This window comes from Magnetococcales bacterium (assembly GCA_015231755.1).
Classification (GTDB): domain Bacteria; phylum Pseudomonadota; class Magnetococcia; order Magnetococcales; family Magnetaquicoccaceae; genus Magnetaquiglobus.
This window is the reverse complement of the sequence record JADGAZ010000017.1, coordinates 36,490-52,712: the sequence shown is the minus strand read 5'-3', so window position 1 is coordinate 52,712 and position 16,223 is coordinate 36,490. Positions and strand designations below refer to the sequence as shown.

At 58.5% G+C, this 16,223-nt stretch carries 2 protein-coding genes; both read right to left on the bottom strand.

The window, feature by feature from the left end; all coding sequences use genetic code 11:
• Positions 1 to 22: 22 nt before the first annotated feature.
• A complete protein-coding gene (locus HQL98_11985; protein MBF0272769.1) occupies positions 23 to 3,763 on the bottom strand; it encodes a nitrate- and nitrite sensing domain-containing protein in 3,741 nt (1,246 codons plus the stop codon).
• A gap of 719 nt (positions 3,764 to 4,482) precedes the next feature.
• Positions 4,483 to 15,948 (bottom strand): tandem-95 repeat protein, encoded by an 11,466-nt coding sequence (locus tag HQL98_11980; protein ID MBF0272768.1) that lies wholly within the window; start codon positions 15,946 to 15,948, stop codon positions 4,483 to 4,485.
• Positions 15,949 to 16,223 lie beyond the last annotated feature (275 nt).

Here is a 16,223-nt window from a genome sequence, read left to right as displayed (position 1 = left end):
CCGCTTCACTCCCACTCCCGCATCATCTTTCCAGTCTGATGGGCCACCGACAATCGAACCGCACCCCCTGCCCCGGCACGCTCGATATGGCAATCGTTCCCTGCAATTTGGTCGTGACCAGATTATAACACACATACAATCCCAATCCGCTCCCGCCACTTCCTCTGGCGGTGGTGAAAAAAGGTTCAAAGGCCTGGCTCCGCGCCGCTTCGGACATGCCGATACCGGTATCCTCATAACTGAAATCGATCCATTCCTGACGACCGGAACAGCGGATGGTGATGTTGCCGGGCAGCGTGCCCTTTGCAAATCCATGCGTCAGACTGTTCATCAGCAGATTGGTCAGAATCTGGTACAAATATCCAGGGACACCCACCACTTTCAGCTCATCCGGACACTCCACCCGAATGGCAATCGTCGTCCTTTTGAAATGGTTGCTCAGACTCATCAGCACATCGTGAATCACCTCGGATACCGAATAGGTGCGTACCGCGTCGGAGGCCTGATCGATGGAGGCCCGTTTGAAGCTGTGAATCAACTCGGAGGCCCGTATCAAATTGCGCACCACCAGTGACGACGCCTCATCGACAATTTTGACGGAATTCAAAAACGCCTCTTCATCCACCTCCTCCTGTTCCAGCATGGCGACCAGGGTGTGGGTCTCTTCCATCAATTGGGTGGAAGCGCCGTAGGCGACGCCAATCGGCGTGTTGACCTCGTGGGCGATCCCCGCCACCAGTCGTCCCATGGAAGCCATCTTTTCGTTTTCAATCAACTCGTGACGGGTTCTTTCCAGTTCCTTGACTTTCTGATTCAGTTCCCGGGTGCGCTCCTCTACCTTGGAATCCAGACTGATCAGCAATTGATTCCGCATCTCTTCCGACAATTTCTTATCGGTCACATCCTCACTGACAAAGATGTAATGGGTGATCTGGTTTTCCATATCCATCACCGGCGAGAAGGAAATGGACTCCCAGAACCGTTCGCCGTTTTTCTTGCGACTGTGCAATTCACCCGACCAGTCCAGGCCATGCATCATGACTTTGTCAAAGATCTGATGAGCATAGACATCATCGGCAAATTTCAATTCCAGTATGTTTCGGGCGGACACATCTTCATAGGAATAACCGGTCAAATCTGTGAAACTCTTGTTCGCATACTCGATACTCCCCTGATTGCTTGTAATGACAATCGAAACCGGACTCTGTTCAAGCGCCCGGGACAGTTGAATGATTTTCTGTTCGGCTTTGCGTCGGGAAATCAGACTGGCCAGGGTATAGGCGATATTGATCAGGAAAACGACTTCTTCATCATCAAACACATGTCCTTGCACCAGATAGACATTCAACACACCAAAGTTGGTACGATTCGACTGAATCGGCACGCAATAGTGACCATGAGGCGTCATGCCATCAAATCTGATCTCGTGACGCTCATCCAGACCATGACTCATCACCACCTCACCGGAAGCCATGGCCCTGCCGCACAAACAATGTCCAAGGGGCACGGTCGCGCACAAGGAAATCAGCTCCGGGGACAAGGATTTCTGCACCACCATCTCCAGTTGCGCCGTGGATTCACGATACAGAAAAATGGCGCCCTTTTGTGCCACTCCCAGCCAGGGCACATCCAGAATGATGTCCAACGCCCGACTCAGCAACTCCTGCAAGGTCAGGGGTTGCAACGATTGTTGCAAAATTTCGGAAGTGGCAGAACGCAGATCCAAGGCACGTTCTATTTTTCTGCGATTGGCGATGTGCTCGCTGATATCGTTCAGGATCAAGGTGAAATATTGTGTGTGATTCATGGTCCAGATGGCCAGAGAGCACTTGGCGGGAAACAACGCGCCATTGGACCGTAAACAGTTGAAATCGCCCTTTTCGCCGATGACACGGGATTCCCCATCCTGCAAAACCGCCTGAAGCGTTTGCTGCAACATCTTTCTGCTGGAGCCGGTCACCAGGTTTACGAAAGGTTTGCCAACAATCTCGAAATCCTTGCGCTTGAACCCATCGTATCCGAACAAGGCTCTTCCGGCGATGTTGATATCTTCGACAATACCGTGTTCATTCAAGGCAATAATGGCATCGGCAGCAGTTTCCAAAACCGAACGCACCCGTATTTCACTGAGTTGCAGCGCATCCATGCTTTGCTGCTTGAGTTGGATGTTTTTTTCCAGGCTGTCCAGAATGTCATTCATGGACTGGGCGATCAAATCCAGTTCATCCATGAATTGATCGGTCTCCACTGGAATGCGTGATGACAACTGCCCGGAAACGACCTCACGGCTTACGTGAAAGATTTTTTCGGTCTTGTTCTTGAGACTGCGGACGATCAACAATCCAAATCCCAAGGAAACGGCGATCACAAACAGACAAAAAAGCACATAACCGGTCAAGGCCTGTCTGGCGGTATGCTTCAGATCCTCTGTTTCCTGGATCATATCCGTTTCCAGATGATCTTCCACCCTTTTCAATTGATTGATCTTGATGGTCATGGCGTTAAACCAGTCGTACAGATCAATGCCAAACTGTCCACCCAGACTGAATTGCACCAGACGCCCCATGGCCTCTTCCGCGGGACGATCATCAATCTTGATGCCGGAGCGCACATCCTGATCAATCTCCCGCAACGTTTTGCCCTGTTTCTGCAACGCAATGATCCCATCGATGCTCTTGCGGTACGCCTGGATGTTTTGCCAGATGATCTCGACATCCTCACGCTCCACGCGATCGATTTCCGTGGCGGGCAAAGATTGGATGGTGTGGACGACTTTGCCTATTTTTTGATAATGGGTCTCGAACTGCTTTCTGTAGTGATCCTGCCACGCCTCGGGATGGTAGGAAGCATCCGGAGCGCCGTACAACGATCCCCGGATCATCAAATTCTTGATGGAGTGATAAATGCCGCTCAGGCCCATGCTTTGATTCAACTGCCCCAACAAGGCATACAACGAGCTGTCATATCCCTTACTTGATATGACATCGCGCATCTCCTGGACTTTCTTCACGAACGGATCGGCCATGATCTCATCGAACAACTGCTGATCCTGATTGTTCGCCATGCCCCGAAAGAGCCGGAACAAGATTTCCTGCTCTGAAACCACCTCCTTGAAGCGCCGATACATCTTTGGCTCGAACTGTTTGCTCGACAAGGTGCTGGCGACAATCGCTCTTTCTATGCCGGAGAGTTCCTTTCCCTGCAAGAACGTATTGTAATTGTACGTCATGGCCGCGATCCTGGCCGTGGGCGAAATATCCGACAATGCGCGGATGATTCTCAAGAAATCCGCATTCATTCTTGTATAAAAAAGGATGGCTTCGTAACTGGTCAGTTCAAAATGATCCACCTGTTCACGGATGACTTCCAGGTGCGCATAGTCTCCCAATGCCGAAACCAGATACTCATGGGTCTCAGGACCAATTTTTCTCAGAATGACCTCGTTGGACAATTGTTCAAAAATCTTGATTTGTTTGTTGACTTCGATTCTCTGGGCGAACAGGTCACCCTTGAAATTCTTCCCATGACTCCCGAGAAATCCGGCGCTCATGCCGCGTTCCTTCTGGATTTCATGCACACAACCGCTGATCGTGATGGCCAGATTGACAATCTGTTCCATGCGTTTCATGCTGTTGAATTGATGGGTCTTCTCGGCGATCCCGGCAGCAATGAACACAAAAACGGCCACCATCGGAAACAGCAAGATCAAAATCAACTTGGTCCGGAACGGCACTTCGGTCAACTTCTCAATGAGCCTGTCCAACAACGAAAGCTCCTTCTTTGGTTGCGCATCAGGATCAGACCTGACACTCCGCAGATTGCCCCGATCCAACCCAACAGCGACTTAGGTTGGCGCCAGCCACCTCATCCCTCGCTCCTTGTTGTACAAAGATGGTCTCAAAAACACTGTCAGCAATATTTCTTTCTTTCAGGATGTTTTTGGCAATACAGATAACGACTTGACGTATTGATTCAACAAAGTACAGATCACAACCCGATCTTATTCCATAACCCAAAAATATATAGCTATTTTCACACCCTGTAAACCGATTCATTTTGTCGTTAAAAAGCCTACAAATCGTCCATTTCTGCTTTCTCTCAACCGATTACGCCAAAAATCCAATCAAACCATTTTGAAAAAATCAATTCATGCCAGCCTCATTACTGATCATTTGCCTATTTTCACGTCTGCATGACGCAATCCCCCAATATTCCAGACACAAACACTTCCAAAAAGAATGAACGTGAACACCCCAAAACCATGCGTCGGCATGAGATCCAGACATCCCCGCCACAAAAAAACTCAGACCATTCTCAAAACACGGACCAAACGGCGCACCCGCCCCGCTGCTTGAGGGCATTCATTCCCGTCTTCGGGGGTTCACGGTGCGATGGGGCAGGATTTTTTGGGCAGGAGATCCAGACCAAGAGTCTTCCATGATCGGCTCATGGAAGACTCTTGCAGGCTCAAGCGGACTGAAATCAGCGGCTCAAGGTGATGCCGCCGGTACTCAAGGAGATGGAGGTGATCAGACCCGGCAGGTAATAATCAAACCGTTGACTGGTGGGAATCTGTTGACTGTTCCCGTCTTCGACATATTGAGCCGTGATGCCATTGGCAACCGCTGTGGTCTTGAGGGTGCTGTGCAAGGTGACCCCCTCAGACCCCGTGGTGCCCAGGGCCGAAGAGAGCACATGGGCCGAAGGACCATGCCCCCCTCCCCCGGTGAAGAAGGTCAAGGTGCCGTCGCTCTTCAGGTTGGTCAACGCGGTGTTGTAGGCGCTCAACAGCGTGGTGAAACTCATGCTGATGTTGGGCAGCATCTGGAGATGCAGCACTTCCACGGTGGAGTTGGCGGTATCCACAGCAATGGTCTTGGCGGTGTTGCTCACGATCGGCACCAAGCGGATGCGCACATCGGTGGTGTAATCCGTGGCATAGGGGGCGAAGGTGTCGAACAGACCATCGAACACACTCTGCACCGAAGAGGGCAGACGGGAATACATGCTGTTGATCACCCCGACCCGCACCAGAATGCGGATGACGGTGGGATCGTCCGCCGGCATGACCTCAACGGTCATCCGCTTGATCACATCGCTGATCCCATACGTGAACGACCCGCCTGTGGTGAATTGCTGACCCAGCTTGCCCAGAATCAAGGTGCGCAGGTTGGCATTGGTCAAGGTCATGGAAGAAGACGCGGTGTTCATGGTGGCAATCACGCTCTTGAACAACGTCTCCGCGTTGGATTTCACCGTGGCCGCGCTGTCCACATCCGCCGCCGAATCCAGATCGAACGGCACCGCCGTCACGGTGATGGTGAAGCTCTTGCTGAAGGTGCGGGCCGCGGCGTCCGCCACTTGCAACGTGACGGAGTGGCTGCCCACGGTGGGGGTGGCTCCGCTGCGCACGATCAAATAACTACTGGTTCCGGAAGTCCGAATGTCAAACAGGGAGTCGGGATCCGCCGTCACGGTGAACGTGAAGGTATCCCCGGTCTCCGAATCCACCGCCCCCAATAGGCCGACATGGGAGCCGGGATCGGCGTTTTCATACAGGCTGGTGTTGCTCAGGGTGATATCCGTGGGCGTGCCCACAGCGGTGATGGTAAAGGTCACCGTGGTGGTGGCGGTCAGGGTGCCACCCGAGCCGGTATTCCCCTGGTCGGAGATGGTCAATGTCACGGTTTCGGATCCAAGGTAACCGGAATCGCTCAAATAGGTCATCGTGGCGATGGCGGCGTTCACCTGGGTCAAGGTGCCGGTGAAAACCATGCTGGCCGAAGCGTCCGCTCCGGAGGTGATGGTCACACCCGAGCCGGTGGCCAGGGTGATGGTCCCGTGGGACATCGATAAAGTGGCCTGAAGCGTGGCGGTACCCACATCCACGTCGGTCACGGACAGACCGGTGATGGAACCCGCCACATCCACGTTGATGCTGGGGGTGGGAGAACCGGAGATCACCGGGGCGTCGTTGACCGCCGCGACGGTGATGCTCATGGTGGCGGTGGCGCTCTTGGTGCCATCCGGACCGGTGTTGCCCTGATCGGAGATGGTGAGAGTCAGAGTGTCCGTGCCGTTGTAGTTGAGGGTGCCCTGATAGGTCATGCCACTCAAAGCGGCGTTCAACTGGGTCAAGGTACCGGTGATGACCAGACTGGCGGAAGCGTCCGCACCGGAGGTCAGGGTCACCCCGGAGCCGGAAGCCAAGGTCAAGGTACCGTTGGTCACGCCCAGAGTGGCCTGCAGGGTGCCGGTGCCCGCATCCGGATCACTCACCGACAGACCGGTGATCACCAGCGCGGTATCCTCGTTGACGCTCAAGGTGGGCTGTGTGATGACCGGCGTGTCGTTGACCGCCGTGATGGTGAAAGACAAAGTGGCCGTGGCGGTCAGGGCGCCACCGGTGCCGGTATTGCCCTGATCGGAGACCGTCACGGTAATGGTCTCGGCACCGTTGTAGTCGGTATTGCCCTGATAGGTCAGGGTACTCAAGGCGGTATTGAGCTGGGTCAGGGTGCCGGTGATCACCATGCTGGAGGAACTGTCCGCCCCCGACGCGACGGTCACCCCGGATCCGGTGGTCAAGGTCAAGGTGCCGTTGGTCGCCGTCAGGGTGGCTTGCATGGTAGCGGTATCCACGTCCACATCGGTGATGACAAAACCGGTGATGGCGGCGGCCACATCCTCGGTGACCGTGGCCGACGTGGGGGCGGCCAGCACCGGCGCGTCATTGACCGCGGCGACGGTAAAGCCTATCGAGGCCGTGGCGCTCTGGGCCCCATCCGGACCGGTGTTGCCCTGATCGGAGACGGTCAGGGTCAAAGTTTCCGTGCCGTTGTAGTTGAGGGTGCCCTGATAGGTCATGCCACTCAAGGCGGCATTCAACTGGGTCAAGGTACCGGTGATGACCATACTGGCCGAAGCGTCCGCACCGGAAGTCAGCGTCACCCCGGAGCCGGAAGCCAAAGTCAAGGTACCGTTGGTCACCCCCAAAGTCGCCTGCAAGGTGCCGGTGCCCGCATCCACGTCGCTTACCGAAAGACCACTGATCACCAGGGCGGTATCTTCCGTCGCACTCAAGGTGGGTTGGGTGATGACCGGGGCGTCGTTGACCGCGGTAATCGTGAAGGTGAAACTGGCCGTGGCAGTCTGGGCATTCCCGGAGCCGGTGTTGCCCAGATCGGAAACGGTGAGGGTGAGGGTTTCGGAACCGTTGTAGTTGGCCGTGCCCTGATAGGTCAGGGTACCCAGGGCGGTATTGAGCTGGGTCAAGGTGCCGGTGATCACCATGCTGGCGGAACTGTCCGCCCCCGAGGTGACGCTCACCCCGGAGCCGGAGGTCAAAGTCAAGGTACCGTTGGTCGCCGACAGAGTGGCTTGCATGGTACCGGTGCCCACGTCCACATCGGTGATGGCAAACCCGCTGATGGTGGCGGCCACATCTTCGGTCACCGTGGCGGAGGCCGGAGCGGTGATCACCGGGGCGTCATTGACCGCGGCGACAGTGAAGGTGACCGTGGCGGTGGCACTCATCGCCCCGCCGGCGCCGGTATTGCCCAGGTCGTCCACAACCAGGGTCAGGATCTCCTGACCGGAAAAATCGGTAGTCCCTTGATAGACCAGATTCGACACCGCGGTATTGATCTGGGAAACCGTGCCGGAAAGGGTCATGCCCGCCGAAGCGTCACTTCCCGAAACGATGCTCACCCCGGAACCGGCATTGAGGGTCAGGGTACCGTTGGCAACCGCGAGGGTGGCCTGGATGGTATTGGTACCGGAATCCACATCCGCCACGGCAAAGGAGATGGAGACCGGCGTATCCTCTGTGGCCGATACACTGGCAGGTGAGGTGATCGTGGGCGCATCGTTGGCATTGGTGACGGTGACGCTGAGGGCAAGGGTACCAGCGAGGGTGCCGGAACCACTGTCCGTGGCCACCAGGGTGACATCATAAAGATTGTCCGCCCCGGAATCGGTGGGATTTTCATAATCCGGAGCGATGAGGAAGCTCAAGGCACCGGTGGTGGCGTCGATGGAGAAGCGATCCGCATCCGTGCCGGAGACCGACCAGGTGACGGAGTCGCCTTCCGGATCCGTGGCCGTGGCGGTGTAGAACGTGCCGACGGTGTTTTCCGCCACGCTGACGGAGGTGGCCGAGGTGATGGTCGGGGCGTCGTTGGCCCCCTGAATGGTGATGGTCAACAGGGCCGTATCGGTCAAGGCACCATCGGAGACGGTATAGTTGAACGCATCGGTCAGGCTTTGTCCGGATTGCAACGCCTGGACCACGGAGGAGGCATCATTGACCACATAGGTATAAGCCCCCGAGGCATTCAGAACCAGGGCACCATAGGTACCGGACAAGGAACTGCCCACCGTACCGGCGGTACCACCGCCTTCCACATTGCCGGTACGCACGGCGGTGACCGTCAAGGTATCGGATTCCACATCGATATCATTGCTCAACACATTGCCGGTGGCATTGACGCCCGCGGTGCCATTGGCCGTGCCGCCCGCCTCGGTGGCGGTGCCGGTATCGTCCGTGGCGGACGGGGCATCGTTGGCTCCCTGGATGGTGATGGTCAACACCGCGTCGCTGGTCAAGGAGCCATCGGAGACGGTGTAGTTGAAACTCTCCGTCAGGCTCTGACCCGCCTGCAAGGCCTGAACCGTGGCATTGGCGTCATCCACCACATAGGTGTAGGCACCGGTGCCGGTCACGGTCAAAGCGCCATAAGAACCGCTCAAAGAGCCACCCACTGTCCCGGCGCTGCCGCTGCCGGCGACACTTCCGGTCCGCACCGCAGTCACGGTCAAAGTGGCACCGGTATCCACATCGGTATCGTTGGTGAGCAGATTCCCGGTGGCGTTGGATCCTGCCGTGGCATTGGCCACCCCACCGGCTTCCACAGCCGTACCGCTGTCGGCCACAGCCACCGGGGCATCGTTGACCCCCTGGATAGTGATGGTCAGCAGGGCCGTATCGGTCAACTGACCATCGGAAACCGTATAATTGAAGGATTCGGTCACACTCTGCCCCACGGTCAAAGCCTCGACCGTGGCGTTGGACGAATCCACCACATAGGTATAACTCCCGCTGCCGGTGACGGTCAGGGTACCATAGGTGCCCACCAGCGCCGTACCGGCGGCAACCTCGCTGCCACTCCCCTCCACCGCGCCGAGCCGAACCGCCGTAACGCTCAAAGCGTCGGACTCCGGATCCGTATCGTTGCTCAGCAGATTGCCCGTGGCGTTGCTGCCAGCCGTGGCGTTGGCCGCGCCTCCTGCGTCGGTGGCCGTGCCGGTGTCGTCCGCCGCCACCGGGGCGTCGTTGGCCCCCTGAATGGTGATGGTCAACACCGCCGTATCGGTCATCGATCCGTCGGAAACGGTATAATTGAAGCTTTCCGTCAGGCTCTGACCGGATTGCAACGCCTGCACCGCCGCCAGGGTGTCGTTGACCACATAGGTAAACACACCACTCCCGCTCACCGTGAGGGTGCCATAGGTTCCGGACAGCGCCGAACCCACCGCTCCCGCCGTGCCACTGCCTTCCACCGCGCCCAGACGGATGGCGGTGACGGACAGGGTATTGGATTCGGCGTCGGTATCGTTGGCGAGCAGATCGCCGCTGGCGTTGCTGCCGGCGGTGGCATTGCCGGTTCCACCGGCCTCGATGGCGGTGGCGCTGTCGTCCACCGCCACCGGGGCGCTGTTGTTCCCCAGGATGGTGATGGTCAGCACCGCCGTATCCGTCCAGCCGGAATCGGTGACGGTATAGTTGAAGGAGTCGGTCAGGGTCTGCCCCAGACTCAAGGCCAGCACCGCCGTGGCGGACTCGTTGATCGTGTAGAGATAACTGCCATCGGCGGCCATGGTCAACGTGCCATAAGAACCGCTCAAGGCGCTGCCGAGGGTACCACTCGTGCCGCTGCCTTCGACCGCCCCGGTGCGAAGGGCGCTCACGGTCAGGGTGTCACCCTCCACATCGCTGTCATTGGACAAGACATTCCCGGAAGCCGTACCGGGACTCACCCCAGCACCGTTGCCGGCCCTGGTGGCGCTGGCGGTGTCGTCAACGGCCACCGGGGCGTCGTTGGCCCCCTGGATGGTGACGGTCAGAACCGCCGTCGCGCTCAAGGCCCCATCGGAAAGCGTATAATTGAAGCTTTCCGACAAGGTCTGGCCAGATTGCAGCACCTGCACCGCCGCCAAGGTGTTGTTGACCACATACTGATAATCCCCGCTGGCACTCACCGTCAGGGTGCCATACGTGCCGGTCAAAGCGGATCCCACCACGCCGGCACTCCCACTGCCCGCCACCCCACCCAAGCGGATGGCCGTGACCGTCAGGGTGGTATTGGCATCGGCGTCCTGGTCGTTGGTGAGCACATTGCCACTGGCATCGCTGCCCGCCGAGGTGTTGTTCACTCCACCGGCCTCGATGGCGGTTCCGGTGTCATTCTGACCCACCGGAGCTTCGTTGACATCGGTGACGCTGATGGTCAAGGCCATGGAACTGGCGGCATTGCCCACCCCGTCATCCGTGGCGGTGATCACCACTTCATACGCCCGGTCCAGATTGGCATCCGTGGGCCCTTCATAATCCGGAGTCGCGAGGAAACGAATCACACCCGTGGTGGCATCCATGGAAAACCGGGCCGCGTCCGTACCGGAAAGCGACCAAGTGATCCCATGGTTTTCCGGATCCGTCGCCGTCGCGGTGTAAACAGGACCGGTGCCGTTTTCGGCAAAGTTGACGGTGGCCGCCGATGTGATGGTGGGGGCGTCGTTGCTCCCCTGGATGGTGATGGTCAACACGCCGATATCGGTCAACGCGCCATCGGAGACGGTATAATTGAACGAATCGGTCACACTCTGACCGGATTGCAACGCCTGAATGGTGGCATCGCTTTCGTTGACCGCATAGGTATAGTCACCGGAACCGTTCAACACGAGGGAACCATAGGTGCCAGCCAAGGCACTGCCCAAGGTGCCGGCACTCCCGCTGCCTTCGACGCTGCCCACCCGCACGGCGGTCACAAAGAGGGTATCGTTTTCCGGGTCGGTGTCGTTGGTCAACACATGGCCCGCGGCCTGACTGCCGGTACTGCCATTGGCCACACCACCGGCTTCGATGGCCACTCCGGAATCGTTCTGGGCCACCGGGGCGTCGTTGACCCCTTGAATGGTGATGGTCAGCACCCCCTGATCGGACAACGCGCCATCGGAAACCGAATAATTGAAGGCATCCACCAGACTCTGGCCCGACTTGAGGGCCTGAACCGCGGCATGGCTTTCGTTGACCACATAGGTATACGCCCCGCTGGCCGCAAGGGTCAGCACCCCGTAGTTGCCGGACAAGGCACTTCCGGGCACTCCGGCGGCCCCACTGCCTTCCACCGCCCCCAGACGCACCGCCGTGACCTGCAACGTAGCGCCGGCATCCACATCGGTATCGTTGGTCAACACATTGCCGGTGGCGGGACTGCCTGGAGTGCCATTGGCCGTACCACCCGCCTCGGTGGCGGAACCGGCATCGTCCACGGCCACCGGGGCATCGTTGGCCCCCTGGATGGTGATGGTCAACACCCCGGTATCGGTCAACGCCCCGTCGGACACCGTATAATTGAACAGATCGGTGAGACTCTGCCCCGCCGCCAACGCCTGCACCGCCGTATCGTTCTCATTCACCGTATAGACAAAAGTGCCATCAGCCGCCTGGGTCAGGGAGCCATGGGCGCCGGTCAAAGCGACACCGACCGTCCCCGCCACGCCACTCCCTTCCACGCCGCCTGTGCGGATGGCGGTGACGGTCAGGGTGGTACCCGCATCCACATCGGTATCGTTGCCCAGCACCGTGCCGCTGGCCGGGGTGCCAGGAGTACCGTTGAGGATGCCACCGGCTTCCGTGGCCGTGGCGGTGTCGTCGAAGGCGATGGGGGCTTCGTTGACATTGGTCACAGTGATGGCCACCGCCTTGGTGCCGGACAATCCCCCCGCATCCGTGACCGTCACGTTCAGGTCATACACGTTGTCCCCCCCCGCATCCTTGGGGGCTTCATAGTCCGGGGATTGCTTGAAGGTGACCACTCCAGTGGCGCTGTCGATGGCAAACAAAGAAGCGTCCACCCCGGAAAGGGTCCAGCTCCGGGTATCCCCGACATCCGGATCCGTGGCGGTGGCCTGATAGACCGTACCGGTGGCCTTTTCGGCAAAGCTCACCGTGGCGCCCGACGTGACGGTCGGCGCTTCGTTCACATCGGTCACGGTGATGGCCACGGCGCGGGCACTGGTCAAGCCTCCCTGATCGGTCACCGTCACGACCACATCATAGATGTTGTTGGCCCCCGCATCCTGGGGGAGTTCAAAGTTCGGGCTTTGCTTGAAGGTCACCATCCCGCTGGATGCATCCACGACAAACAAGGCCGCGTCGGTCCCGGATAGGCTCCAGTTCAACCGGTCTCCGGCATCCGGATCCGTGGCAATGCCCTGGTAGACCGTGCCCGTGCCGTTTTCGGGGAAAGTCGCTGTGGTCCCGGAAAGGACCGATGGGGCTTCGTTGACATGGGTCACGGTGATGGCCACCGCCTTGGTGCTGGACAATCCCCCCGCATCCGTAACCGTCACGCTCAGGTCATACACGTTGTTGCCCCCCGCATCCTTGGGGGATTCAAAGTCCGGGGATTGCTTGAAGGTCACCGCCCCAGTGGCGCTGTCGATGGCAAACAAAGAAGCGTCCACTCCGGAAAGGGTCCAGCTCCGGGTATCCCCGACATCCGGATCCGTGGCGGTGGCCTGGTAGGCGATTCCGGTGCCATTCTCCACAAAACTCACCGCGGACCCGGATGTGATCGTCGGGGCGTCGTTGCCCGCGGTCACGGTGAGCGCGACAGCACGGGTGGCCGACAGATTGCCCCCATCGGTCACGGTCACGCTGAAATCGTAAACGTTGTCCGCCCCGGCATCCTTGGGAGATTCGTAGTCCGGAGCCTGTTTGAAGCTCACGGCACCGGTGGCGGCCTGGATGGAAAACAGGGCCGCATCCGTGCCCGACAAGGTCCAAGCGAACGTGTCGTTGGCATCCGGATCCGATACCGTGGCCTGATAGGCGATTCCGGTACCGTTTTCGACAAAGCTGGCGGTGGCCGGCGAAGAAACCGTGGGGGCTTCATTAACATTGGTCACCGTGATGGCCACGGCCTTGGATCCCGCCGCGCCTGCGGCGTCGGTGGCAACTACCGTGATATCATAGGTGTTGTCCGCGCCGGAGTCCTTGGGAGTCTCATAATCCGGAGCGGCGTTGAAAGTCACAGCCCCGGTGGCGCTGTTGATGGCAAACAGGGAGGCATCGCTGCCGGACAGACTCCAGACCTTGGTATCCCCGCTATCCGGATCGGTGGCGGTGGCCTGATAGACCGTACCCGTGGCGTTTTCGGCAAAGCTGGCGGCAGCCGTGGAGGTGATGGTGGGCGCCTCGTTGACATTGGTGAGTTTGATCAACACCGTGGCGGAGGTCGTGGCATTCCGGGCATCCTTCACCGCAGCGGTCAAGGTGAAGGTGGGTGTGGTCTCGAAGTCCAGCAGCGAAGAGTCGACGACCGTGATCTGACCGCTTTTGGATCCCACGGCAAAGGCACTGGACCCCCCCAGGGTGAAGGTCAAGCGGTTTTGATCCACCGTATCCGCATCCGAAGCGATCAACGTGCCCACGACGGTACCCGCCGGAGCGTTTTCCTGGATGGTAAAGCTTTGGGTCTCCATGACAGGAGACTGATTGGCTTGAATCGAGGTGGTGGTGGTGGTGTTCGACGCCCCCGAAGAGCCCGCATTGCCGCCGGCGGAAGGATCCAGCGCCGAGGGTGACAAACCACCGGGAACGGTCGTGGTGGCGGTCCCGGAATCGGGGGCCGGTACGGCGGCTTTGCTGGCCGCATCCGCTTCGGATTTTTTGGTGTCGGTGGTGGGCTTGCCTTCGGTCTTGCTTTCCGATTCCGGGGTTTTGCCTTCGGTTTTGGCTTCGGTGGCGGGCTTGGCCCCGGTAACGGGCTTGGCCTCGGTGGCGGGTGTGACCTCGGGAGAAGGCGTGGACGGTTCGATGGCCTGCCGGGCCTCCTGTTCGAGCTTCCGGGCCGAGTCCAGATCCGTCACCCCCAGACGACTGGCCTCCTGCCGATCCCGAGCCTGCACCGCATCGTGCAAACGCTGCAATGCCTGCTCCAACCCGGTGCCGGACTTGACCGCGCTCACGATTCCGTCGGCGAACGCACTCATATCCGTCCCGAGGCTCTTCAGAATACCGGCTTGCACGCTCTCCGAAACCCGACTCAGCCCCAGGGGGGAGAGATCCACCGTCGGCTCGGACTGAATCCGCTCCTTCTGCTGCTGAAGGGCCTTGACGTTTTCTTTGCTGTCGGCGGGCACCACCGCATCGATCTGTTTGGCAAATTCGGCGTCGATCTGGCTTTGACGCGACTCATTTTGCTTGTCTGCCTGTTTGATCTGGTCGGCCTTGTCCGAGCCGAGGAGGTTCTTCAAGGTCTGATCGGTCTCTTTGTCCAAGGCGGCCAGTTTCTTGTCCAATTCCGCCTTGAGGGCCGCCTGTTTTTTGGTATCTTTTTCCGCTTCGGCCTTGGCGATCTCTTCGGTCATCTTGTCGATCAAAGCGTCCTTGCGCGCTTCCTTGTCGGCTTCGAGTTGCTTGACCTCTTCGACCTTGGCATCATTCCCCAAAAGATTTTTGAGTTTCTGATCCCGCTCCTGCTGCAACGCTTCCGACTGGGATTCCCGCTGCTCTTCGGCCTTTTTGTACTGGGCGAAAGCCTCCTCCCCCATGGACTCTTTCAGCTTGCTGTCCAGTTTTTCGAGCTTTTCGATCTGATCGAGTTTTTTGTCGATCGCCTTGTCCAGCTCTTTTTCCAGCTTGGCTTCGGCCTTGTCCACCAGATCCCGGATGGCGTCGGGAGATTTAGCCAACAGTTTTTCGGCGGTGGCCAGATCCGGCGCCCCGCCCTGCTCCACCAAAGCCTTGGCCGCCTGATTGCGCAGGGCCTGCACGGCGGAGGGGCTCAACTTGCGGATTGCGGTGGACGCGTGGGCGGCTTTCAACTCATCCCGAGTGGCCTTGCGGATCTCCGGCGCCTTGTTGGGACTGCCGGAAAGACGTTCGTTCTGATTGACCGACAAAGGCTGTTTGCCCGTATCCGCGGCCTGGGCCTCGGACACCAGGGACCAACCCCAGGAACGATAAATCTCACCCAGGGAAGACGAGGTGACCGGTCCGGGTCGCGCCGCCTCTTCCATCCACACCAGGATCTGCTTGTGCAAGGTGAGAACCTCGATCTCTCGATCCTTGCCCTTGCCGTCACCCAGACGGACAAAACCTTCGGTGCCCCGCACCCCCAAAGTCGCCACCGGGGTGACCACCTTGAAGGGCTGATTTTTCATCTGCGCCAGCTTGCCGGAAGTAAACCGAATCATTCCTTGAGTCATATGCACCACACCATTGCCCGCCTGCTCCTTGGGGGCGAACTGGTATTCCTGGATCAAGAATTCGCTGTCCGGCCCCAGGGCCACGACCGCATCATCGCGCATTTTCAGAATGATGCGTCCCTCGCGACCGGTGATGATCTGATCCCCCTGGAACAAAGGGGCGCCATCGGACAAGGTGCGCTTGACATTCTCAAAATTGGCGAACGCCAACCCCTTGAACTGGCTCACCGTGCCGACCACTTCCCGTTTGGGTGCGGTTTGATCCGCTCCTTGGGCTTTGGATGCGGAATCCTGGGATTTTTTCTCGGGTTGAGCCAGTTTGGCCCGTTCCACGACGATCGGCTTCTTTTTCTCCGTGGTGTCCGGCGCGAACAACAGATATCCGCCCACGCCTACCAGGACCACAAGGGCCACTATCGCCACCAACCGTTTATTCCGAAGAAGATTGCCCATGGATCGTGAAAATCCCTTGCAAGGAAATGGACGCAATCATGGTTCCGCATGCGCAAGCGAAACACACCAAGTTTACAGTATACCGAATTTTGCAAGAAATCCTATTAATATCCGGTAAAAAATCGTAACCATCCCTAACCGGGATCCCCGCATGGGCCGATATCAATCCGGACACGCATCGCGCCATTCACGACCATTGACCTGCCTCCAAAAAAAAGCCGTCCACAAGGGACGGCTTGAAACACGGTGTCACGTCCCACGCCTGGTGGTCCGCG

Excerpts from the sequence above, each read along its gene's own strand:
- HQL98_11980 (MBF0272768.1), bottom strand. The coding sequence starts at position 15,948 with ATGGGCAATCTTCTTCGGAATAAACGGTTGGTGGCGATAGTGGCCCTT.